Origin of the sequence: Halarcobacter anaerophilus (assembly GCF_006459125.1) — a bacterium.
Taxonomy (GTDB): domain Bacteria; phylum Campylobacterota; class Campylobacteria; order Campylobacterales; family Arcobacteraceae; genus Halarcobacter; species Halarcobacter anaerophilus.
This window is the reverse complement of the sequence record NZ_CP041070.1, coordinates 2205154-2226988: the sequence shown is the minus strand read 5'-3', so window position 1 is coordinate 2226988 and position 21835 is coordinate 2205154. Positions and strand designations below refer to the sequence as shown.

Annotated in this window: 25 protein-coding genes; 24 read left to right on the top strand and 1 reads right to left on the bottom strand. The window is 29.9% G+C overall.

Annotation, left to right across the window (positions count from 1 at the left end):
• Positions 1-2: 2 nt before the first annotated feature.
• Complete coding sequence (locus AANAER_RS11095) at positions 3-896, bottom strand: AEC family transporter (protein ID WP_129082229.1); 894 nt, start codon at positions 894-896, stop codon at positions 3-5.
• Between the two features lie 64 nt (positions 897-960).
• Here AANAER_RS11095 and AANAER_RS11090 point away from each other — a divergent pair, with 64 nt between their 5' ends.
• The 24 genes from AANAER_RS11090 to fabD all read left to right on the top strand — a co-directional run bounded on the left by AANAER_RS11090 (position 961) and on the right by fabD (position 21835).
• Positions 961-1596 carry a biotin--[acetyl-CoA-carboxylase] ligase gene (locus AANAER_RS11090; protein WP_129082228.1) on the top strand — a complete coding sequence of 212 codons (636 nt, stop codon included), beginning with the start codon at positions 961-963 and terminating at the stop codon, positions 1594-1596.
• On the top strand, positions 1593-2369 hold the full coding sequence (locus AANAER_RS11085; RefSeq protein ID WP_044417809.1) for a ParA family protein: 777 nt from the start codon (positions 1593-1595) through the stop codon (positions 2367-2369). The genes AANAER_RS11090 and AANAER_RS11085 overlap by 4 nt, the downstream gene beginning before the upstream one ends.
• Before the next feature lie 20 nt (positions 2370-2389).
• A complete protein-coding gene (locus AANAER_RS11080; protein ID WP_129082227.1) occupies positions 2390-3262 on the top strand; it encodes a ParB/RepB/Spo0J family partition protein in 873 nt (290 codons plus the stop codon).
• A gap of 104 nt (positions 3263-3366) precedes the next feature.
• The gene (locus AANAER_RS11075; protein WP_129082226.1) at positions 3367-3789 is read left to right on the top strand and encodes a F0F1 ATP synthase subunit B family protein; all 423 of its coding nucleotides are present in this window, start codon (positions 3367-3369) and stop codon (positions 3787-3789) included.
• Positions 3790-3799: 10 nt separating this feature from the next.
• Entirely contained in the window at positions 3800-4315 is a 516-nt protein-coding gene (locus AANAER_RS11070) for a F0F1 ATP synthase subunit B (RefSeq protein WP_129082225.1), read from the top strand.
• A complete protein-coding gene (locus AANAER_RS11065; protein WP_129082224.1) occupies positions 4315-4845 on the top strand; it encodes a F0F1 ATP synthase subunit delta in 531 nt (176 codons plus the stop codon). The genes AANAER_RS11070 and AANAER_RS11065 overlap by 1 nt, the downstream gene beginning before the upstream one ends.
• Positions 4846-4866: 21 nt before the next feature.
• Positions 4867-6384 (top strand): F0F1 ATP synthase subunit alpha, encoded by a 1518-nt coding sequence (gene atpA / locus AANAER_RS11060; protein ID WP_129082223.1) that lies wholly within the window; start codon positions 4867-4869, stop codon positions 6382-6384.
• Positions 6385-6394: 10 nt separating this feature from the next.
• Positions 6395-7282: an ATP synthase F1 subunit gamma gene (gene atpG, locus AANAER_RS11055; RefSeq protein ID WP_129082222.1), complete on the top strand. Its 888-nt coding sequence runs from the start codon at positions 6395-6397 to the stop codon at positions 7280-7282.
• An 18-nt stretch (positions 7283-7300) separates the two neighbouring features.
• The gene (gene atpD / locus AANAER_RS11050) at positions 7301-8695 is read left to right on the top strand and encodes a F0F1 ATP synthase subunit beta (protein WP_129082221.1); all 1395 of its coding nucleotides are present in this window, start codon (positions 7301-7303) and stop codon (positions 8693-8695) included.
• Between the two features lie 14 nt (positions 8696-8709).
• The gene (gene atpC / locus AANAER_RS11045) at positions 8710-9087 is read left to right on the top strand and encodes an ATP synthase F1 subunit epsilon (RefSeq protein WP_044417820.1); all 378 of its coding nucleotides are present in this window, start codon (positions 8710-8712) and stop codon (positions 9085-9087) included.
• An 8-nt stretch (positions 9088-9095) separates the two neighbouring features.
• The gene (locus tag AANAER_RS11040) at positions 9096-9656 is read left to right on the top strand and encodes a MotA/TolQ/ExbB proton channel family protein (RefSeq protein ID WP_129082220.1); all 561 of its coding nucleotides are present in this window, start codon (positions 9096-9098) and stop codon (positions 9654-9656) included.
• Positions 9657-9658: 2 nt separating this feature from the next.
• On the top strand, positions 9659-10048 hold the full coding sequence (locus AANAER_RS11035) for an ExbD/TolR family protein (protein WP_129082219.1): 390 nt from the start codon (positions 9659-9661) through the stop codon (positions 10046-10048).
• Positions 10049-10050: 2 nt separating this feature from the next.
• Positions 10051-10776, top strand: a complete 726-nt coding sequence (locus tag AANAER_RS11030; protein ID WP_164969348.1) for a TonB C-terminal domain-containing protein — start codon at positions 10051-10053, stop codon at positions 10774-10776.
• Positions 10777-10778: 2 nt separating this feature from the next.
• Complete coding sequence (gene tolB, locus AANAER_RS11025) at positions 10779-12050, top strand: Tol-Pal system protein TolB (protein WP_129082217.1); 1272 nt, start codon at positions 10779-10781, stop codon at positions 12048-12050.
• A gap of 70 nt (positions 12051-12120) precedes the next feature.
• Complete coding sequence (locus tag AANAER_RS11020; protein WP_129082216.1) at positions 12121-13074, top strand: YbgA family protein; 954 nt, start codon at positions 12121-12123, stop codon at positions 13072-13074.
• On the top strand, positions 13071-14411 hold the full coding sequence (locus tag AANAER_RS11015) for a cryptochrome/photolyase family protein (RefSeq protein ID WP_129082215.1): 1341 nt from the start codon (positions 13071-13073) through the stop codon (positions 14409-14411). The genes AANAER_RS11020 and AANAER_RS11015 overlap by 4 nt, the downstream gene beginning before the upstream one ends.
• Positions 14398-15813 carry a phytoene desaturase family protein gene (locus tag AANAER_RS11010; protein WP_129082214.1) on the top strand — a complete coding sequence of 472 codons (1416 nt, stop codon included), beginning with the start codon at positions 14398-14400 and terminating at the stop codon, positions 15811-15813. Before AANAER_RS11015 ends, AANAER_RS11010 begins: the two co-directional genes overlap by 14 nt.
• On the top strand, positions 15806-16798 hold the full coding sequence (locus tag AANAER_RS11005) for a sensor histidine kinase (RefSeq protein ID WP_129082213.1): 993 nt from the start codon (positions 15806-15808) through the stop codon (positions 16796-16798). Before AANAER_RS11010 ends, AANAER_RS11005 begins: the two co-directional genes overlap by 8 nt.
• A complete protein-coding gene (locus tag AANAER_RS11000) occupies positions 16798-17502 on the top strand; it encodes a LytR/AlgR family response regulator transcription factor (protein WP_129082212.1) in 705 nt (234 codons plus the stop codon). The genes AANAER_RS11005 and AANAER_RS11000 overlap by 1 nt, the downstream gene beginning before the upstream one ends.
• Positions 17503-17584: 82 nt before the next feature.
• Entirely contained in the window at positions 17585-18439 is an 855-nt protein-coding gene (locus AANAER_RS10995) for a TIGR01777 family oxidoreductase (RefSeq protein ID WP_129082211.1), read from the top strand.
• A 207-nt stretch (positions 18440-18646) separates the two neighbouring features.
• On the top strand, positions 18647-19204 hold the full coding sequence (locus AANAER_RS10990; RefSeq protein ID WP_044417835.1) for an OmpA family protein: 558 nt from the start codon (positions 18647-18649) through the stop codon (positions 19202-19204).
• Positions 19205-19210: 6 nt separating this feature from the next.
• Entirely contained in the window at positions 19211-20182 is a 972-nt protein-coding gene (locus AANAER_RS10985; RefSeq protein ID WP_129082210.1) for a tetratricopeptide repeat protein, read from the top strand.
• A 17-nt stretch (positions 20183-20199) separates the two neighbouring features.
• Positions 20200-20775 (top strand): FKBP-type peptidyl-prolyl cis-trans isomerase, encoded by a 576-nt coding sequence (locus tag AANAER_RS10980; protein WP_129082209.1) that lies wholly within the window; start codon positions 20200-20202, stop codon positions 20773-20775.
• Positions 20776-20902: 127 nt separating this feature from the next.
• The gene (gene fabD / locus AANAER_RS10975) at positions 20903-21835 is read left to right on the top strand and encodes an ACP S-malonyltransferase (protein ID WP_044417841.1); all 933 of its coding nucleotides are present in this window, start codon (positions 20903-20905) and stop codon (positions 21833-21835) included.

The window sequence follows — 21835 nt, the reverse complement described above, 5'->3', positions numbered from 1 at the left end:
ATTCAGGCTAGGAAAAAGTAAAAACCTGTAACGCTTAATAAAGATATTAATACTCCAAGAACTAAAGAGTTTACCGCAAGTCTTTCATCCAATCCACCTTGAATTGCAAGTATTACGGCAGTTGTCATAGGTGGCATTGCAACTTCTAATATAGTTGTTTTACTCCAAGTATCATCTAAATTATAAAATGCATAAAAAAGCAGCATAACAATAAGAGGAACAAGAAACATCTTAATACTTAAAAGAAGTGTTGTCTCTTTAAATTTATAAAAGATGTTTTTTAATTCAAGTTTCATACCGATTGCAATCATTGCAAGAGGAACCAAAGTTGTTCCAATTACTTCTGCCGTGTTCATAATAAAATTGGGAATAGAAAAAAGTTTTAAAAAGACAGTTATAAAAAACATAATAATAGGAGGGAAAAAAATCACTTTTCTTATCATTGCTTTAAAGTTTACATGTTGACCGCTTCCCCAGTTTATAATAATAGTTCCTATTGAAACAACAAGCAAAAAAGAACCGAAAAGATCATAAATAAGAGCATAAACAACATAATCTGAGCCGTAAAACGCATCAATATATGAAAATCCTATAAAAGAGGTATTTCCAAAAGCTCCCACGACTATAAAAGTAGCTAAGGTTTTTTTGTCAAATTTGAAAAATTTTCCTATAAAATAGCATAAAAACAAATTTACAATAATTATTGTGTTAAACATTAAAATCAAATTTAAAATTTCTAAATCAAGTTTTAGCGGATAGATTTTTATAAAAACCATGGCAGGAAGTGAAAAATAGATTACAAAATCAACTAAAGCGTGAGAATGGTCTTTTACAAACAACTTAAAAAAATACCCGATGAACAAATACATTGCTATGGGTAAAACAGGATCTAACATAAACTCTCTTTTTAGAATTATTATAATTAATTCTTTCTTGAAAAAATATAAGATATAATATTACATGAAAATTATTTTTTTAGAAAAAGTCAATTCGACTCACACATATTTAAGAGACTTAATCAAAAACGAGGGTTATTCTTATCCAGTTTGTATAACATCAAAAGTTCAGACAGACGGAGTGGGAAGTAGAGGAAACAGTTGGATTGGAAAAGAGGGAAACCTTTTTTTCTCTTTTGTAATAAAAAAAGATGCTTTACCCGAAGATTTACAACTTCAAAGTGCTTCAATCTATTTTTCATATATTTTAAAAAAAGTTTTAGCCCAAAAAGGTTCCCTTTTATGGTTAAAATGGCCCAATGATTTTTATATAGAAAATAAAAAAATTGGAGGCACAATTACAACTGCTACAAAAGATTTGATATTTTGCGGTATTGGTCTGAATCTTATTGAAGTTTCAAAAGAGTACGGGAAACTTGATATACAAATAGATAAAAATGAGTGTTTAAAAATTTATTTTGATTCTTTGCAAAAACAAAACTCTTGGAAGGAAGTTTTTAGTCAATTTAAGGTAGAATTTCAAAAAAGCAGAAAATTCAAAGCTACAATAAATAATAAAAAAATTTCTTTGGAAAATGCCGTTTTGTTTAGCGACGGTTCTATCGAAATAAATAACACAAAGGTATTTAGTTTAAGATGACAGAGATAATTGCAATTGCAAATCAAAAAGGCGGTGTAGGAAAGACTACGACTGCGGTTAATTTGAGTGCAGCCTTAGCTTTAGAAGGTAAAAGAGTTCTACTCATTGATGCAGATCCACAAGCTAATGCAACTACTTCTTTAGGTTTTCATAGAGATACTTACGAATATAACATTTATCATGTTATGTTAGGTACAAAAGAGTTAAATGAAATCATTTTAGACTCTGAAATTGAAAATTTAAAAGTAGCACCTTCAAATATCGGATTAGTCGGTATAGAAAAGGAGTTCTATAAAAATATAAAAGATAGAGAACTCGTTCTAAAAAGAAAAATTGATCCTGTAAAAAAAGATTATGATTATGTTATAATCGATTCACCTCCCGCACTTGGACCGATTACTATAAATACTCTTAGTGCATCAAATTCGGTACTTATACCTATTCAGTGTGAATTTTTTGCATTAGAAGGTTTGGCTCAGTTGTTAAATACAATCAAACTAGTAAAGCAGACTATAAATAGACAATTACAAATAAGAGGGTTTTTACCTACAATGTATAGCTCTCAAAACAATTTATCAAAACAGGTTTTTGCTGACTTGGCACAACATTTTGAAAACAAACTTTTCAAAATAGATCAATCATCATATGTAGTGATTCCCAGAAATATAAAACTTGCTGAATCTCCGAGTTTTGGTAAACCTATTATGCTTTACGACGCAGCAGCGGTAGGAACAAAAGCTTATACAAATCTTGCACGTGCGATTGCAGGTTAAATTTAAATTTAGGATTTACAATGGCGTTAGGAAGAGGACTTGGTGAACTTTTAGGTGAAGTTGAGACTGCATACAGCAACTCAAATAGTAATGACTCAAAGAGCAATAACTCTATTATTGAACTTGATGTTAACTTAATAAAACCAAATCCAAACCAACCGCGTAAAATATTTGATGAAGATAAATTAAAAGAGCTAAGTGATTCAATAGTCGAACATGGATTATTACAACCTGTTACCGTACGAGAAGATAATAAAGGCGGATATATTTTAGTTGCGGGAGAAAGAAGATTAAGAGCTCACAAACTAGCAAATCTTGATACGATAAAAGCAGCAATTATAGATATTGAAGAGTTCAAATTAAGAGAATTGGCTTTAATTGAAAATATTCAAAGAGATGATTTAAATATTATAGAACTAGCTTACTCATACGCCCAACTTATAAATGAACACTCTATTACTCATGATGAATTGGCAAAAAGAGTCTTTAAAAGCAGAACTTCAATTACGAATACTTTAAGACTTTTACAACTCTCTTCTTATGTTCAACAAATGCTTGCAAATAATAAAATTTCGGCAGGTCATGGAAAAATCATGCTTGGATTAGAGGATGAATTACAAAAAAAAGTTGCGGACTCTATTTACGGTCAAAAACTCTCTGTAAGAGAGGCTGAAACACTTGTAAGAGAACTTAAAAACAGCAAAAATAAACCTGAAGAAAAAATCTCTAAAAAAGAAAAAAAATCTTATGATTTTAAACCTCTTCAAACGGCTATTGAAAACTTAAAAAAATCAAACTTAAAAGTAAAAGCCGAGAAAAACTATTTTAAGATAGAAATTAGGTCTCAAGAGGATATTGAGAAGATTTCTAACTACTTTGGTAACACTTTTTAAAATTCTTTTACCAAAACTCCCATTTTAATAAATATTTATAATTCTTTTAGATAATATAAAGTCAGTTTTAGTCAAACTAAACTGTAAAAAATATGGAGGAATGAATGTTAGACATAAGTCCTGTATTGTTGCTTAGTTCAGCAATCATCTTTCTTCTAGTTGTTGCTAGATTGAACAGCTGTTTATTCAAACCGTTATTGAAACATATGGATGATAGAGACGCATCGATTAAAAAAGATTTAAAAGATGCACAATCTAACTCTGCAAATGTTGACGGTATTTTAGAAGAAGCAAATCATGTACTTGCAGAAGCTAAAAAAGAAGCAGCGGCTATTAGAGAACAAGCATATACTGAAGCAAAAGAAGTAGCTGACGCTAAACTTGCAAGTGCTAAAGAAGAGATTGAAGCAAAAACAGTTAATTTTTCTGCTGAATTAGAAAAAGAAGCAAAAGCTTTAAAAGAGTCGTTAGTAGCTGCAATGCCTCAATTTAATGAGAGCCTAAAAGCTAAGATTAGCTCAATTTAAAGGGGATAAGGTGAAAAAATTATTATTAATTGGATTAGCTTTATTAGCTCCAGTGGCATTATTTGCCAATAGCGAAGGTGCGGAAACTGATATTGTTCAAAGAACCGTTAACTTTATAATTTTTGCTGGAATTTTATGGTATTTACTTGCTGATAAAGTTAGAGCATTTTTTGCTAACAGAACTGCTTCAATTCAAGCAGAACTTGATAAAGTTCAAGATACGCTGAAAGCTTCACAAGACAAAGTCGAAGAAGCCGGGAAAAGACTTGAAGAAGCAAAAGCACTTGCAACAGAGATTGTTGATAATGCTAAAGCAGATGTAGACTCTGTTAAAAAAAGAGTTTCAGATGCAGTTGATGTTGAAATCGCAAATTTAGAAAAAACTTTTGATGAAAGAATAAAAGTTGAAACATCAAAAACTAAGAGACAAATTGTTTCAGAAGTGCTTGATGAGCTATTAAGTTCAGACAATGTTTCTTTAACTCAAGACGAGTTGGCAAATATTGTACTTAAGAAGGTAGCATAATGAATGATTTAATAGCAAAAAGATACGTAAAAGCATTATTAGATGGTAGAGATGTAGAGTCTGCAACTGCTATTTGTAATGATTTAAAAACTATCTCATCAGCATTTAGTGATGAGAAATTTACTTCAATACTTGCTTCATCTGAAGTTAAAAGTGGAGATAAAGTAAATTTAGTTATTTCATTTTTGGAAAATGACAATGAAGAAATTAAAAATCTTATTAAATTATTAGGGTCTAATAAAAGATTAGAATTAATTCCGGATATTGTTGCCGAATTAGAATCAAAAATCGCGGAAATGAATAACACATATACAGGTGTAGTTTATACTAACAAAGAGTTGGCTTCTGATTATGTCTCTTCTATAGAGAAACAATTCAGCAAAAAATTCAATGTTAAATTAACACTATCACAAAATGTTTGTGATTATGATGGTATCAAAGTTGATATTGACAGTCTTGGGGTTGAGATTGCATTCTCTAAAGAGAGACTTAAATCACAAATGATTGATCATATTTTAAAAGCAGTTTAGAACTTATAAAGGAGAAATTGAATGGGTGCAAAAATTCAAGCAGATGAAATCAGTTCTATCATCAAAGAGAGAATTGAAAACTTTGAATTAAATGTAGATGTTAATGAAACAGGTAAGATCATCTCTTTTGCAGATGGTATTGCGCAAGTTTACGGTCTTAAAAACGTTATGGCCGGAGAAATTGTAGAGTTTGAAAATGGTGAGAGAGGTCTTGCTTCAAACTTGGAAGAGTCTTCAGTAGGTGTAGTTGTATTAGGATCTGGAAACGGTCTTAGAGAAGGTTCTTCTTGTAAAAGATTAGGAAGACTTTTAGAAACACCTGTTGGTGATGCAATGGTAGGAAGAGTTGTAAATGCTCTTGGTGATCCAATTGACGGTAAAGGTGCTATCGAGTCTTCTGAATCAAGATTTGTTGAAGAAAAAGCTCCTGGAATCATGGCAAGAAAATCTGTACATGAACCTTTACAAACAGGTATAAAAGCAATTGATGCACTTGTTCCAATAGGACGTGGGCAAAGAGAGCTTATCATTGGAGATAGACAAACAGGTAAAACAACAGTTGCTATTGATACAATTCTTAACCAAAAAGGTGAAGATGTTGTTTGTATCTATGTTGCAATCGGTCAAAAAGCTTCTTCAGTTGCTTCAGTTGTTAGAACTTTAGAAGAATCAGGTGCAATGGATTATACAATTGTTGTAAATGCAGGTGCTTCAGAATCTTCAGCATTACAATTCTTAGCTCCATATACAGGTGTTACTATCGGTGAATATTTTAGAGACAACGGAAAACATGCATTAATCGTTTATGATGATTTATCAAAACATGCGGTTGCATATAGAGAAATGTCTTTATTATTAAGAAGACCACCGGGTAGAGAAGCGTTCCCTGGGGATGTATTCTATCTACACTCAAGATTACTTGAAAGAGCTGCAAAAATGTCTGATGAGTTAGGTGCAGGGTCTATGACTGCATTACCAATTATTGAAACTCAAGCAGGTGATGTTGCTGCATATATTCCAACAAACGTAATTTCTATTACAGATGGACAAATTTTCCTTGAAACTAACCTTTTTAACTCAGGGATTAGACCTGCAATTAATGTTGGTTTATCTGTATCTAGGGTTGGTGGTGCTGCACAAATCAAAGCTACTAAACAAGTTGCAGGTACGTTAAAACTGTCTCTTGCACAATTTAGAGAACTTGAAGCGTTTGCTCAATTTGCATCAGATCTTGATGAATCAACTAGAAAAGAGTTGGAACTTGGTCAAAGAATGGTTGAAGTACTTAAACAAGGTGTTAACAAACCATTAGTGATTGAAAAACAAATCGTAATTATCTATGCAGGTACAAAAGGTTATTTAAATGATATAGCTGTCGGTGATGTTGTAAAATATGAAGAAGAATTACACGCATTCATTGGACAAAAATACTCTAATATCTTAGATGATATTAAAGCTAAGAAAAAATTAGATGACGAAACTGAAACAGCATTAAAAGCTGCATTAGAAGAGTTTAAAACTGTTTTTAATGCTAAATAAGGATTAGCAAATGGCTAACTTAAAAGAGATTAAATTAAAAATAGGAAGTGTTAAAAACACTCAGAAGACTACAAAAGCAATGAAGCTTGTATCTTCTGCAAAACTTACTAGAACAAGACAATTGTCTGAGCAATCTAGAAGTTATGCAAGAAAGATAAATGAAGTTCTTTCTGAGATCGCAAACAGAGTTAGCAAAGTTCAAGGCGGTGGTAATCATAATAAAGCGTTTATCCCAGTTGAAAATCCAAAAACTGTTGATTTAGTTTTTGTAACTGCTGACAAAGGACTTTGTGGTGGTTTTAATATGGCAACAATTAAAACAGTTAGTAAACTTGCAGAAGAGTATGAAAGCAAAGGTGCAAAAGTAAGATATAGAGTAGCAGGAAGAAAAGGTGTAGACTATTTCTCTTTTCAAGGGAAAGAGTTAAGCCAAGCTGTTAGTGATTTATCTTCAGCTCCTGATTATGACAGAGCTTCAGAGTTTATTGCTGATGTTGTAAAGGATTTCCAAAACGGAGAGACTGATAAAGTTATTTTAATTTACAACGGATTTTTAAATATGCTTACTCAAGAAATTAGAGTAACAGAGTTATTGCCAATTAGCTTAGAAAATGTTGAATCAGATAAAAATGAAACATCTATGCTAGAAATTGAACCCGATGATGATGAAGAAGTGTTAGAAGAGTTAACAGGTAAATATATTGATTTTAATATGTATTACTCTTTAATTGATTCTTTAGCAGCAGAACACTCTGCTAGAATGCAAGCTATGGAAGCTGCAACAAATAACGCTAAAGATAGAGTTAATTCTTTAACTATTGAATACAATAAAGCTAGACAAGCTGCAATTACAACAGAACTGATAGAGATTATCAGTGGTGTTGAATCATTAAAATAATACAAAGGAGCTGCCCGTATGAAAGGTAATATTATTCAGGTAATGGGTCCTGTAGTTGACGTTGAGTTTGACGGATACTTACCAGAAATAAATGAAGCAATTGAAGTTACTTTGACAGATACTAAAAAGGACAGATTAGTACTTGAAGTTGCTGCGCACATTGGAGATAGCAGAGTTAGAACTATTGCTATGGATATGACAGAAGGTTTACAAAGAGGTCAAGAGTGTACTGCTACAGGCGGACCTATTAAAGTTCCTGTTGGAGAAGCTGTACTTGGAAGAATCTTTAACGTAATCGGTGATCCTGTTGATGAAGGTGAAGCAATTGCTGAAGATACAACAAAATGGTCGATTCACAGAGCTGCACCAAGTTTTGAAGAACAATCTACTAAAACAGAGATGTTTGAAACAGGTATTAAAGTAGTTGACTTACTTGCTCCTTATTCAAAAGGTGGTAAAGTTGGACTATTCGGTGGTGCCGGTGTTGGTAAAACAGTTATTATTATGGAACTTATCCATAACGTTGCATTTAAACACTCAGGTTACTCAGTATTTGCCGGTGTTGGTGAAAGAACAAGAGAAGGGAATGACCTTTATCACGAAATGAAAGATTCTAACGTACTTGACAAAGTTGCATTATGTTATGGTCAAATGAGTGAGCCTCCAGGTGCAAGAAACAGAATTGCATTAACAGGTCTTACAATGGCTGAGTACTTTAGAGATGAAAAAGGTCTTGACGTACTTATGTTTATTGATAACATCTTTAGATTTGCACAATCAGGTTCAGAAATGTCTGCACTTCTTGGAAGAATTCCTTCAGCAGTTGGTTACCAACCTACACTTGCTTCTGAAATGGGTAAATTACAAGAAAGAATTACATCTACAAACAAAGGTTCAATTACTTCTGTACAAGCTGTTTATGTACCAGCGGATGACTTAACTGACCCGGCTCCTGCATCAGTTTTCGCACACTTAGATGCTACAACAGTACTTAACAGAAAAATTGCTGAAAAAGGTATTTATCCTGCGGTTGATCCACTTGATTCATCTTCAAGAATTTTAAATGCAGATATAATCGGTCTTGAACACTATTCTGTAGCTAGAGGTGTTCAATCAGTACTTCAAAAATATAAAGATTTACAAGATATTATTGCAATTCTTGGTATGGATGAATTATCTGAAGAGGATAAACTAGTTGTTGCTAGAGCTAGAAAAATAGAGAGATTCTTATCTCAACCATTCTTCGTTGCTGAAGTATTTACAGGTGCTCCTGGTAAATATGTTGAGTTAAAAGATACAATTGAAGGATTCAAAGGTATCTTAGACGGAAAATACGATGATATTCCAGAAATGGCATTCTATATGGTTGGTGGAATCGACGAGGTTTTAGCAAAAGCTGAAGGAATGAAATAATTAAAGGCGGCTTTATGGATACATTAAAATTATCGATAGTTGCACCAAATGGTCTGATTTTTAGTGATGATGTAAAGAGTGTAACTCTTCCTGGAAAAGAGGGAGAGTTCGGTGTTCTTCCTGGACACGCTTCTTTAGTTTCATCATTAACAGTTGGCGTAATTATTATAGAAAAAGCAGATTCAACAGATGCAGTGGCTATAAACTGGGGACATGTAAATGTTTCTGAAAGTTCTGTAGATGTTTTAGTTGACGGAGCTGTTGCTCTAACTTCAGGAGAAGATTCTGAAATAGCTAAAAATATTGAAGCTGCAAAAGATTTAGTTAATTCTGTTAAAGATGCAAGTGTATCATTAGCAGCAGTTGAAGCTAAAATCAACTCATTTGCATAAGACAGTAGATGATTGATACAGTATTAAATTACTTAAACAATGGTAGTGCAATAACACTTTTAGTGTTATTGACACTCTCAGGTTATTTTATATTATGTTTCTGGCTTTTTATTTACAGATTTATGAGTTTAAATTCATTAATCTTTAATGAAAAAAAATCTTTAGAAGCACTTACTTCTAGAAATGCTTCAATTAGTCCTTTATCATCTTTAAACAAATGTTCAAGTTCAGTTCATACAAAAGAGATTTTGCATGCATGTGAAATTAATATTATAAAAGATGCAAGTTCTGGAATTACTTGGCTTTCAATAATTGCTTCAACTTCTCCTTTTGTCGGACTATTTGGTACGGTTGTAGGGATATTAGAGTCATTTGCAAAATTTTCTGATCAAACAAAAGTCGGCTTTTCTATTATTGCACCTGCAATATCTGAAGCCTTAGTTGCAACAGCAGCAGGTATTTTTGTAGCTATATTTGCTTATACTTTTCATCAAATTTTAGTTAGAAAAGTTTATGAGTTAAATACTTATTTAAAGGCACAATCTGAAATTTTAATCGCTAAAGGGTAAAGATGTACGATTACAATCAAAAACCTGATTTAAACATTACTCCTTTAGTAGATATTATGTTGGTACTACTTGCTATACTTATGGTAACAGCACCTGTAATTGAATTTGAAGAGCCTATTAATCTTCCAAAAGGAAGTGCTTCAAAACAGATTCAAGCAGTAAAAAAAATCGATATAGTAATCACTAAAAACAGACAAGTTTTAATTAATAAAAAAAGATACGATTTAGAAAACTTTGCCGATAACTTTATCCTTTATGCAAAAAACAGAGATAGAAAGACTCCTATACATATAAGAGCGGAAAAGAGTTTAATATATGATGATATAATGCACGTTTTAAAATCAGTTAAAGAGGCTGGTTTTTATAAAGTTGCATTAATTACTGATGGATGATTATGGAGCAAAAAGGTTATTTTTACCTAGGCGGTTTTTTATCTATAGGTATATATCTGCTTATATGTTTATCTTTTCTTGTTTATGTTAATGCTCCCAAAGCTAAGAAATATGATTCAAACAAAACTACGGTATTGGAACTTGATTTAATTTCAACAAAATCAAATGAAAAAAAAGTTGCAAAAAAATCTCCCGAAAAAGTTCAAAGCGTAGTAAAAAAATCAACGTCGGCTTCAATAAAAAAAACGGCAGATTTTAAATCACTTTTTGCAAATGTAGAAACAAAAGCAAAAGAGATTGCCCAAAAAGATGTTAATACGGTTAAAGAGTCTTTAGATCCAAGTAGATTCAAATCAAAGTTTCAAAAACAGAAAAAAACAGATAATGTTTCCGTTTCAAAACTTTTAAATGACGTAAAAACTACTACAAATATGCCAACAACAAGTTCAACTTCAAATGGTGAACATGATGAATATTTTTCAAAAATAAAAGAGCTTTTATGGAAACGTTGGAATCCGATGCTCCTTGAAGAGGGCTTAATCGTAAAGGTTCTTGTAAAGATATCTTCAGACGGAAGTTTTGATTACAGAATTATGAAATATTCAAATAATCAAAGATTTGACGAGTCTTTAAAAGAGTTTTTAGATTCTCAATTAAATGAAGAGTTTCCTAGACCAAAAATTAATTCAAAAGTTGATATTATTGTGAACTTTAAATCAGAAGGATAACTATGAATAAAATTTTATTTTTAATCATAACTTTTACTACAATTTTATTTGCAGCGGATGCTGAACTTGATATTATTAAAAAAAGTACAAATTTACCTAAAATTGAGGTTTCTATTGCTCCTAAGGCAATGAATAATCTTTTAACTAAAAAGATTAAAGAAGTAATTGTAAAAGACTTAAAAGTAAGCGGACATTTTGACGTAATAGAAGATCAAAGAGAGCATGCCGAATTTAATAAATTTCCAAATATGCTGGCATTGTCAAATAGAGGAACGGATCTTTTTTTAAATATTGATTCAAATCTTAGCAGTTTTGAAGGAGTTACTTTAAATATCAAACTTTATGATATAAACTCAAAACAGCTTATTTTAAATAAAAGTTTTAGTACGTCAAAAGATCAAAGATATCCTTTCTTAGCTCACAGAGTTGCAATTTCGGTTAATAAACAGTTAAATGCACCTTCAATAGACTGGATGGATAAGTTTGTAATTTTTTCTTTGTATAAAGAGGCAAAAAAAGCAGATATTATAATTGCCGATTATACTTTGACTTTTCAAAAACCCGTTATAAGAGGGGGATTAAATATTTTCCCTAAATGGGCAGATGAAAAACAGGATAGTTTTTTTTATACTACATATGACAGGGGCGTTCCTACTTTAGTTAAAACAAACCTCTATACAAGAAAACGAGAAGTTATTATGAAAAGTGAAGGTATGATTGTAGCTTCGGATGTAAGTAAAGACGGAAATAAACTTTTAGTTACTGCAGCACCTAATAATCAACCTGATATATATCTTTATAATCTTAGAAAAAAAACAAAAGTAAGACTTACGACATATAAAGGAATCGATGTTGGAGCTCATTTTGTCGAAAATGATTCAAGAATCGTGTTTGTATCAGATAGATTAAATTATCCTAATATATTCGCAAAAAGAATAAACTCAAGAGGAGTTGAAAGATTAGTTTATCACGGAAGAAACAACTCTTCGGCAACTACATATAAAGATTATGTAGTATATACGAGTAGAGAAAAAGGCAATGAATTCGGCAGATACACCTTTAACCTTTATCTAATGTCTACTAAAAGCGATTATCTAAAAAGATTAACGGCAAACGGAAGTAATCAGTTTCCAAAATTTTCTCAAGACGGTGAATCTATTATTTTCCTTAAAACAGTAGATAATAGAAGTTCTATCGGTATTATTAGATTAAATCATGATAAATCTTTCCTATTTCCATTAAGAAACGGAAAAATCCAATCAATTGACTGGTAATCTTATAAACTAACAAAAAAACCCTATAAAAAAACCCTAGTTTTATTACAATTTCACAAAGGAGTGAAAAATGAAACTAGGTGTATCTTCATGTTTACTTGGAACTATGTGTCGTTATGACGGTGGTCATTCTAAAGATAGATTTGTTTTAAATGAACTTGGCAAATATTTTGATTTTGAATCTTTTTGTCCTGAAAAATTAGTTTTTCCTACTCCAAGAGAAGCAATCAGACAAGTTAAAATCAATGATGAAATTTTTATAAAAACAACAAATTCAAATCAAGATGTGACTATATTACTTTCAGAGATTTCTAAACTTTTAGTATCTAAAATAGACGAAAACTCATTATGCGGTTTTGTTTTTAAATCAAAATCTCCTACTTGCGGTATGCAAAGAGTAAAAATATATTCGGATAAAAAAAATGCCCAAAGTGAAAATACAGGTATGGGAGTATTTGCTAATGAGTTGAAAAAAAGATTTCCTTATCTGCCTATGGAAGAAGAGGGGAGATTAACAGATCCTTGGCTTAGAGAAAATTTTTTAATGCAGGTTTTTGCATATAAAGCAATTTTTGAATTTTTAAATGCAAAGCCAACATATAATGACTTAATAGAATTTCATACTTCATATAAATATCTAATATATTCAAAATCTCATCATTTTTATAAAAAATTAGGAAATGTTGTAGCAAATCATGATAATAAAACTTTTTTTGCAGTTTTAGAGGAGTATAAAAAAATCTTTATGGAAGCAATTTCTCAAAAAGGGACTATTAAAAATACATATAATGTGTTATTGCATATATACGGATATTTTAAAAAAGTTATTTCAAAAGATGAAAAAGATGAGATTTTAGCTACTATAGAGGAGTTTAAAAAAGGAATAATTCCTTTGATTGCAGCAATTAAAATTATTAAAATATATATTAAAAAGTTTAATATAGAGTATTTACAAACACAAGTTTTTTTGACTCCATATCCAAAAGAGTTTGCACTACGTTCAAAAATAGAGGCTTTCAAATGAGACAAATATTGTGGTTTCGAAGAGATCTAAGAGTAGAAGATTCAGCACTTTTGCAAAATGCAAAAGATAAAGTATTGCCCATTTTTATCTTCGATAAAAATATTTTAAATAGTTTGCCAAAAGAGGATAAAAGAGTAAATTTTATCTATAAAAGCGTAATAAAACTAAAAAAAGAATTACAAAAAATAGGTTTAGATTTAGCAGTTTTCTATGCAGAACCAAAAGAGGTTTTTACAACTTTACAAAAATTAAATATAGATGAAGTTTTGTGTTCTGTTGATTTTGACTCTTATGCAAAAAAAAGAGATAAAGAGATTGAAAAAATTATACCCATAAAAAGGTATTTGGACTCTTTTATTTTAGATCCCAAAGATCATTTAAAAAAAGACAAAACCCCTTATAAAGTATTTACTCCTTTTTTCAACTCTTTAGATGCCATTACTCAAGCTGCTAATATAGAACTAAAGAAAAGAAATTACAATCTAAAACTTATTGATTTTGATTATTCAAATACTCCAACTTTAGAAAGTTTGGGTTTTAAAAAGACAACTCTTCCTGATTTTTTAGAAAAAGATGCCTTTTGTTTATTAGAAGAATTTTCTAAAAAAGTAGAAACTTATGAAGTTCAAAGGGATTATTTTTATAAAGAAGCATCTTCAAAAATATCTGTTCACTTAAGATTCGGTCTTATCTCTCCTTTAATGATTTTTAATTATATAAAAAGATTTCCTAATAGTGATTTTTTTATAAGAGAACTGTTTTGGAGAGAATTTTACAACTATATTCTTTTTCATTTTCCAAACTCGCAGTTTGAAAATTTCAACGGGATAAATATAAAATGGAATGAAGATAAAGAGGATTTTGAAAGGTGGTGTAAAGGAGAAACAGGAATTCCCATAATTGATGCAGCCATGAGACATCTAAATAAAACGGGAGTTATGCATAACAGACTAAGAATGGTTGTTGCTTCGTTTTTAACCAAAAATTTATTTATAGACTGGAAAAAAGGTGAAGAGTATTTTGCTTTGAAACTATTGGATTTTGAAGCTAGTTCAAATATCGGTTCCTGGCAGTGGAGTGCAAGTACGGGAGCTGATGCGGTACCGTATTTTAGAGTTTTTAATCCATATACTCAATCAAAAAAATTCGACAAAGATGGAATTTTTATAAAATCGGTAATTAAAGAGTTAAAAGAGGTTGATTCTAAACTTTTTCATATAGAAAATGCAGTTCAGCGAAACCTTTTTGTAGACTATCCAAAAGCGATGGTTGATATCTCTCTTTCAAGAAAAAGGTCAATTGAAAAATATAAAGAGGCAAAAAATGAAACTTTATGATATTTTGGTTATAGGTTCAGGCATGGGCGGAAGTATGATAGCCTCTTTAAATAAAAACAGAGATCTCTTAGTTTTAGAAAAAGAACAAAACTTAGGAGGTTGTGCAAGTACTTTTAAAAGATACGGTTCCTATTTTAATGCCGGAGCAACAACTTTTGTCGGTTATGAAAAAAATCATATCGTAAAAGATATATTTGATAAAGCAGAAGCAGCTTTGGATTTACGTGAAAGTAAAATAGCAATAAGAGTTTTGCAAAACGGAAAAACCATAGACAGAGTAAAAGATTTTGAACAATTTTTAGAAAAGATTGATAAAGCTTATCCAAATAAAAACAATAGAATATTTTGGGAAAAGATAAAAGAACTTGATGAAAAATTCTGGCAGCTTCAAAAACTATATTATGCAAAATATAGTTTTTATTCATATTTAAAAACGTTAAATTCCTTTTTAGAGCTTTTTATAAAATTTAGAACTTATAGTTTTAAAAGTGCAAAAAGTTTTATAAAAGAGGTTTTAGGAGAGATTTCTAAAGAGTATCAAAACTTTATAGATTCGCAACTTTTAATAACTTTACAGACAACTTCAAAAGATCTATCGATTTTATCTATGGCAATAGGTCTTTCTTACCCTTTTCATAAAGTATTTTACGTAAATGAAGGCATGGGAGAACTTTTTAAAGAACTTTTAAAAGATGTTGAAGTTAGAAAAAAAGAGGAAGTTTTAAAAATATTAAAAGAGAAAAACTATTTTAGAGTTATTACTTCAAAGAGTGAGTATAAAAGTTTAAATGTAGTTTTAAACTCAACTATTTATGATTGTGCAAGATTTTTTGAAGATAAAAAGATAAAAGAGTATTATAAAAAGTTTACTTTTAGCGATCAAAGTGCTTTCGTACTTAATTTTAATCTAAATTCAAAAGAGGAATTTTTACACCATTATCAAATAATTTTAGAAAAAAATATACCAAATACAGTCTCAAACTCATTTTTTATTTCTCTTAGCGATAAAGAGGATAAAAAGATGTCAAAAAAAGCTTTAAGCGTAACAATCTCCACCCATACAAAAGCACTTTTTTGGGAAGATTTATCTTTTGATGAGTATAAAACAAAAAAAGAAGAGACCCAAAATTTTATAATAGACTCTTTTTTAAAGCATTTTAAATCTGTAAAAAAAGAGGATATAATAAATTTGTCAAGTGCCACATCTAAAACTTTTAAAAGATATATAAATAGAAATAATTGCGGCGGTTCACCTGTAACTTTAAAAAATATTTTTCAAATACCAAGTTGTAGAACGCCTTTTAAAGGATTATATAATATAGGTGATACGGTTTTTGCAGGTCAAGGCTGGCCTGGAGTTGCCCTTGGAGTAAAAGTTTTAAACGAGGAAATAAATGAATAGCGTAAAACTTAAAATTTCTTTTAAAGATTGGCTTTATATAACTATAATTTCAGCACTGTTTGGATTTTTGTTTTCACTTTTTTTTATTTTTATAGATAACTCTTTAAAAAGTTTATCTACAATTTTTTTTAGTGTTTTAACTTCAATTCTTATCTCTTTTTTTGCTTTTATTTTAATTACTCTTTCAAATGAAATTATACTTCCAAAAATAAATGAAAAATTTTGGTATTTAATTAGTTTTTGTTTCTCTTTTTCTTCAGGCTTTTTAGGTTTTTCTTTATCCTTTTTTCTTTTTTCAAAAAGTGGATTTAAAATTATTGAGTATATCTATGATTTTTGGATTTATATCAGCATTATAACAGGCTTTTTAACCTTTTTAATAGGTCTTATTCTTCATCAATTTATCTCTATGAAATATAAAAACGAGTTAATAAACAATCAAATACTTCAAAGTAAAATAAAAGTTTTAGAAAATGAGTTAAATCCTCATTTTTTATTTAATGCTTTAAATTCAATCTCCGAGTTAATATACCTTAATCAAGAAAAAGCGGAAAAAGTAACACTGGATTTATCAAAATTTTTAAGAAATGCAATAAACAAAGAGAGTCTTGTTTCAATAAATACGGAAATCAAGATGGTTAAAACCTATTTAGAAATAGAAAATATCAGATTTGATAACAATATTGTTTTAAATATTTACTCTTTAGTAAAAGAAGATAATATAAAAATTCCGAAATTTTCGATTCAGCTTTTAGTGGAAAATGCGATTAAACACGGATATAAGGGAAATAGATTACAAATAGATATTAAGATAGAAAAAGAGAAAATCGAGGTAACAAACAACGGTAAAACAATTGAAAAAATAGTTTTCGGTACGGGACTTACAAATCTTCAAGAAAGGCTTATTTTATTAAATGTGGGAAAATTAGATTATAAAACTTATAAAGATAAGATGAGCTTTATAATATATTTAAAAGGTAAATAATGAAAACTCTGATTGTAGATGATGAAAAACTTGCTTTAAGCAGATTAAAAAGACTTTTAAATGATGAAAAAATAACTGATATCGTAGAGTGTAACAATCCTATTGAAGCAATTAAAGAAGCAGCAAAAAACAGGTTTGATATTGCATTTTTAGACATTTCAATGCCGCAAATGGACGGACTAGAGCTTGCAAATACACTTTTGCAGATAAATCCGAATATTTTTATAATATTTCAAACAGCTTATGAAGAGCATGCTTTAAAAGCCTTTTCTTCAGGAGGAATTGATTATTTATTAAAACCGATATCAAAAGAGACCGTAAAAAAAAGTTTGCAGAAAGTTTTTAAATATGCAAAAATGGAAAATAATAAAAAAATAATTGCCAAAAGAGGAAATAAAATATATCTTATAAATATTGAAGATATCTATTATATTAAAGCAGATTTGGATGAAGTTATAATCAGAATAAAAGAGGCAGATGCTTATCTAAGAAAGAAAATAGGGGATATGGAAGAGTTATTAAAAGATAAAAACTTTTTTAGAATCCATAGATCTTATATTATAAACATAGATAAAATAAAATCTATGCAAAGCGTAGAACAATCAAAACTTGAAATATCGTTTGAAGGAATTGATGATGTCGTTACAAGTTCAAAAGACGGAGCAAAAGAGTTTAGACAGAGTTTAGAAAAAAGAAGTTTATAAAAATTATTTTAACTTACAAAAAAAATATATTAAATTACAAAAATTAATATATAATGAAATAAAAATATAAAAGGAGTCTATTATGAAAACAGTAGCAATTACAGGGGCAAGTGGATTTGTAGGCTCAAACCTAAAAAATTATTTTTCAAATTTAGGTTTTAAAGTTGTAGGTATAAAAAGAGAAGAATTAAAAGATTCAAAAAAATTAACAAAAATAGTTGAAGAATCAGAACTTATAATAAACCTTGCAGGTGCTAATATTATAAATAGATGGACACATAGTTATAAAAAACTGCTTTATTCAAGTAGAATTGATACGACTAAAGCACTAATTGAAGCTATGAAAAAAGCGGACAAAAAACCCAAACTATTTATCTCAACATCAGCAGTTGGAATATATAAAAACAGAAGTTGCTATGATGAAGAAAATTTTGAATATTCCGATGATTTTTTGGCAAATCTTTGTAAAGATTGGGAAAAAGAGGCTTTAAAAGCAAAAGAGTTAGGCATTAGAACAGCTATTTTTAGGTTCGGTATAGTATTAGGAAACGGCGGGGCCTTAACTAAAATGTTAACACCTTTTAAATTAGGAGTAGGCGGAACAATAGGAGACGGAAATCAATATTTCTCTTTTATTCATATAGATGATTTATTAAACGCATATAAATTTATATATGAAAATAGCAGTTTAGAAGGAATTTTTAATTTAACGGCTCCAATATCGACTACAAATAAAGGATTGACAAAAGCATTGGGTAAAGCTTTACACCGACCTACTATATTCCCCGTACCGCAGTTTGTTTTGAATCTTGTTTTCAGTGAAGGAGCAAAAGTATTAACGGACGGAAAATGTGTTATTCCTAAAAGACTTCTTGATAGCGGTTTTATATTTGAAAATTCTTCAATAAAAGAGGCTATTGAAAAGAGTTTGAAATAGAGAGTTAATCTAACTCTCTATTTTTTCTTCATAATTCTTTTATTTCAAATTATGTAAAAATTATTTTTAAAAATAGAAAAGCTTCAATATAATAATTACTTTTTAGAAATATTAAAGAAAATTATAAGCTATCTTGATTTTAAGTAATTGTCGATTAAGTTTAAGTTTTGTAAAATCAAAGCAAATTTTATTAAAGGAAAGTAAATTATGAAAAAGTTAAGTATTTACACTTTTTTAGTTGCAGCAGTACTTTTTAGTGGTTGTAGCCAAAAAGAAGTTGAAGTTACTAATGAACCCGCACCTGTTGAGCAAACATCAGAGTCAGCATTAGACAATGTTGATAACTCAAATGTTCAAGATGAAGTAGTAAATGACGAATTGTTAGAAAAAGCGGAAAATGGTTATTATTATACAATCAATGGAGAAAAAGTTTTCATTGAAAATATCTATTTTGCTTTTGATAAATACAATTTATCAGATAAAATGAAATCTGTTGCTAAATCAAATGCAGAAAAATTATCAGCTGTTCAAGCAGGTACTACAATCAAAGTTGAAGGTAACTGTGATGAATGGGGTACAGATGAATATAACTATGCTTTAGGATTAAAAAGAGCAAAAGCAGTTAAAGACTTTTTAGTAATGGACGGAATTTCAGAATCTGCTGTTTCAGTTGTAAGTTTTGGTGAATCAAATCCTGTATGTACTGATAAAAATAGAGAGTGCTGGCAAAAAAACAGAAGATCTGAACATAAATTAGTAAAATAGTACTTAATGAAAAAAATTTTACTTGTAACTTTAATAATCACCAGCACTATAGTAAAAGCTGAAGAAATTTCAGCTTTCGGTGCCGGTGATTTAGACTCTAAGAATCCTTACGGTCTAAGTTCGGCAGAAAAAAATATTTTAAAAAATAAAAAAACTTTAGGAAATATTGATTCTAAAGTAAAAGATGTAAAACTTTCTCTTGGATCAATAAGTGAAAGAATAGATGGATTAGAGTCAATTTATGAAGGTGACTCACAAAAACTTAACGATTCTGTATTAAAGATTAATGAAATTATCAAAAATGTTGAAGAAAATTCAACTCTTACAGAAAAGAACGGTAAAGATATAGAAAGTTTAAAAACTGTATCTTCTCAAATGCTAACAATGCAAGAAGAGTATTCTAAAAGTTTGAAAAAACTTAAAAATGCAGTTTCAAAAATCTCTAAAACTCTTAACTCTATAAATAAAACATATATTTCGGAAAAAGAGTTTAAATCAAATATGAATCAATTTATAACTCGTGCTGAGTTTGAAGCCTTAAAAAAATCTTTAGGAAAGCAAACTAGTAACAAAATAACAGCAAAGAGTAATAGTAAAAAGATATCATCAAGCAAAGATAATGCAACTATTTTAGATGAAGCTATTGCTTTGTTTAAAAAGGATTATTTTACGAAAGCAATACCAATGTTTGAACAGTTGATTGCTTCGAATTATAAGCCTGCAACCAGCAATTTTTATCTAGGAGAGATTTGGTATTACAGAAAAAAATATGATGACGCAATAAGTCATTTTAAAACTTCTGCTATGTTATATGATAAAGCTTCATATATGCCGAAACTTCTTCTTCACAGTGCAATATCTTTTGAAAAAATAAAAGATTTTAACAATGCAGCTACTTTTTATAACTCTTTAATTGATATTTATCCGAATTCAAAAGAGGCTAAAATAGCTGTTAAAAATTTGTCAAATATAAAATAAATTAATAAAGGAATAATATGTCAAAAGTAATCGGTTTTGAATATAGCTTAAAAGACGCAAATACAGGTGAACAATTAGATTCAAATGTTGGTGCAGCTCCATTAGAGTTTGTAACAGGAAAAGGTCAAATCATTTCTGGATTAGAGTCTAAATTATTAGAAATGATGGAAAATGAGTCTGCAGACGTAATGGTTAAACCCGAAGAAGCTTACGGTGAGTATAGTGAAGAAGCAATGCAAACTCTTCCAAAAGAACAATTTGCAGGAATCGAATTATCTGAGGGAATGACTCTTTACGGTCAAGGTCAACAAGGTGAAACTGTACAAGTTACAGTTAAATCTTTTTCTGATTCTGATGTAACAATTGATTATAATCATCCTATGGCTGGAAAAACTTTAATGTTTTCTGTAACTGTTCTTTCATTAAGAGATGCAACTGAAGAAGAGATTCAAACAGGTGTAGTAGGTGGAATGGCAGCTATGGGTGGTTGTGGATGCGGTTCACACGAACAAGGAGAAGGTAGTTGTTGTTCAAGTGAAGGTGGTCATGACCATGGTCATTCTCACGGTGGAGGATGTGGTTGTAGTCACTAATTGCAACTTATATTTTATGAAAAGCCCAAAAGTTTTTGCTTTTGGGCTTTTTTATTTTATAGAGTATAAAAAGATAGTATAATATTGCTCAATTTTAAATAATACAAAATTACAAAAGGTGAAAAATATGAAAAAAGTAGCATTTATTTTTCCAGGTCAAGGAAGTCAGTCTGTTGGAATGGGAAAAGACTTTTTTGAAAATAGTGAAATTGCAAAAGAGATGATTAATAAAGCAAGTGAGAGATTAAATATAGATTTTGAAAAACTGCTTTTTGAAGAGAATGATAAATTAGGACAAACACAATACACTCAACCGGCTATACTTTTAGTTAGTTCAATTGCAAATGCAATATTCAAAGATAGATGTGATATTAAACCGGAATTTCTTTTAGGGCACTCTTTGGGTGAATTTTCTGCTTTGGTTAGTGCAGGGGCATTAGATTATTTAGATGCTGTTGAATTAGTATATAAAAGAGGTCAATTTATGACAGAAGCTTGCTCAAACGGTGGAGCTGGAATGATGGCTTTAGTCGGAATTGATGATAAAACAGTTGAAGATATTTGTGAAGCTAAAAGAGAAGAAGGAAAACAAGTTTGGCCTGCAAACTATAACCAAGACGGTCAATTAGTATTAGCCGGAATTAAAGCAGACTTAGAGAGTTTGGTTGATACTTTTAAAGAAGCCGGAGCAAAAAGAGCTATAGTTTTAGATATGTCAGTAGCAAGTCATTGTGAATTGTTAACTTCAGCCGTTGAAAATTTAAAACCTTATTTGGAAGAGTACTTAAAAGATGAATTTTTACCGGTGATTTCAAATGTAACGGCAAAAGAGTATACTACAAAAGACGAGGCAATAGAACTTCTATCGTCACAATTAACAAGTCCTGTGAAATATAAACAATCAATAGCAGCTAACGCTTCAAAAATTGATGCTTTTATAGAGTTTGGAAACGGGGTTGTTTTAAAAGGTTTAAATAGAAAAATATGTAAAGGAACTCCTACTTTAAATATTTCAGATATGACCTCTTTAGAAAAAGTAATTGAAGAGTTGAACTCATAA

What these genes read in the sequence shown, in the direction of transcription:
- AANAER_RS11075 (WP_129082226.1), top strand. Translation starts at nt 3,367, where the DNA reads ATGTTAGACATAAGTCCTGTATTGTTGCTTAGTTCAGCAATCATCTTT.
- AANAER_RS11065 (WP_129082224.1), top strand. Translation starts at nt 4,315, where the DNA reads ATGAATGATTTAATAGCAAAAAGATACGTAAAAGCATTATTAGATGGT.
- AANAER_RS11035 (WP_129082219.1), top strand. Translation starts at nt 9,659, where the DNA reads ATGTACGATTACAATCAAAAACCTGATTTAAACATTACTCCTTTAGTA.
- AANAER_RS10995 (WP_129082211.1), top strand. Translation starts at nt 17,585, where the DNA reads ATGAAAACAGTAGCAATTACAGGGGCAAGTGGATTTGTAGGCTCAAAC.
- atpG (WP_129082222.1), top strand. Translation starts at nt 6,395, where the DNA reads ATGGCTAACTTAAAAGAGATTAAATTAAAAATAGGAAGTGTTAAAAAC.
- AANAER_RS11090 (WP_129082228.1), top strand. Translation starts at nt 961, where the DNA reads ATGAAAATTATTTTTTTAGAAAAAGTCAATTCGACTCACACATATTTA.
- AANAER_RS11010 (WP_129082214.1), top strand. Translation starts at nt 14,398, where the DNA reads ATGAAACTTTATGATATTTTGGTTATAGGTTCAGGCATGGGCGGAAGT.
- fabD (WP_044417841.1), top strand. Translation starts at nt 20,903, where the DNA reads ATGAAAAAAGTAGCATTTATTTTTCCAGGTCAAGGAAGTCAGTCTGTT.
- AANAER_RS11015 (WP_129082215.1), top strand. Translation starts at nt 13,071, where the DNA reads ATGAGACAAATATTGTGGTTTCGAAGAGATCTAAGAGTAGAAGATTCA.
- AANAER_RS11005 (WP_129082213.1), top strand. Translation starts at nt 15,806, where the DNA reads ATGAATAGCGTAAAACTTAAAATTTCTTTTAAAGATTGGCTTTATATA.
- AANAER_RS11030 (WP_164969348.1), top strand. Translation starts at nt 10,051, where the DNA reads ATGGAGCAAAAAGGTTATTTTTACCTAGGCGGTTTTTTATCTATAGGT.
- AANAER_RS11000 (WP_129082212.1), top strand. Translation starts at nt 16,798, where the DNA reads ATGAAAACTCTGATTGTAGATGATGAAAAACTTGCTTTAAGCAGATTA.
- atpD (WP_129082221.1), top strand. Translation starts at nt 7,301, where the DNA reads ATGAAAGGTAATATTATTCAGGTAATGGGTCCTGTAGTTGACGTTGAG.
- AANAER_RS11085 (WP_044417809.1), top strand. Translation starts at nt 1,593, where the DNA reads ATGACAGAGATAATTGCAATTGCAAATCAAAAAGGCGGTGTAGGAAAG.
- AANAER_RS11080 (WP_129082227.1), top strand. Translation starts at nt 2,390, where the DNA reads ATGGCGTTAGGAAGAGGACTTGGTGAACTTTTAGGTGAAGTTGAGACT.
- atpC (WP_044417820.1), top strand. Translation starts at nt 8,710, where the DNA reads ATGGATACATTAAAATTATCGATAGTTGCACCAAATGGTCTGATTTTT.
- AANAER_RS11095 (WP_129082229.1), bottom strand. Translation starts at nt 896, where the DNA reads ATGTTAGATCCTGTTTTACCCATAGCAATGTATTTGTTCATCGGGTAT.
- AANAER_RS10985 (WP_129082210.1), top strand. Translation starts at nt 19,211, where the DNA reads ATGAAAAAAATTTTACTTGTAACTTTAATAATCACCAGCACTATAGTA.
- AANAER_RS11020 (WP_129082216.1), top strand. Translation starts at nt 12,121, where the DNA reads ATGAAACTAGGTGTATCTTCATGTTTACTTGGAACTATGTGTCGTTAT.
- AANAER_RS10980 (WP_129082209.1), top strand. Translation starts at nt 20,200, where the DNA reads ATGTCAAAAGTAATCGGTTTTGAATATAGCTTAAAAGACGCAAATACA.
- AANAER_RS10990 (WP_044417835.1), top strand. Translation starts at nt 18,647, where the DNA reads ATGAAAAAGTTAAGTATTTACACTTTTTTAGTTGCAGCAGTACTTTTT.
- tolB (WP_129082217.1), top strand. Translation starts at nt 10,779, where the DNA reads ATGAATAAAATTTTATTTTTAATCATAACTTTTACTACAATTTTATTT.
- AANAER_RS11040 (WP_129082220.1), top strand. Translation starts at nt 9,096, where the DNA reads ATGATTGATACAGTATTAAATTACTTAAACAATGGTAGTGCAATAACA.
- atpA (WP_129082223.1), top strand. Translation starts at nt 4,867, where the DNA reads ATGGGTGCAAAAATTCAAGCAGATGAAATCAGTTCTATCATCAAAGAG.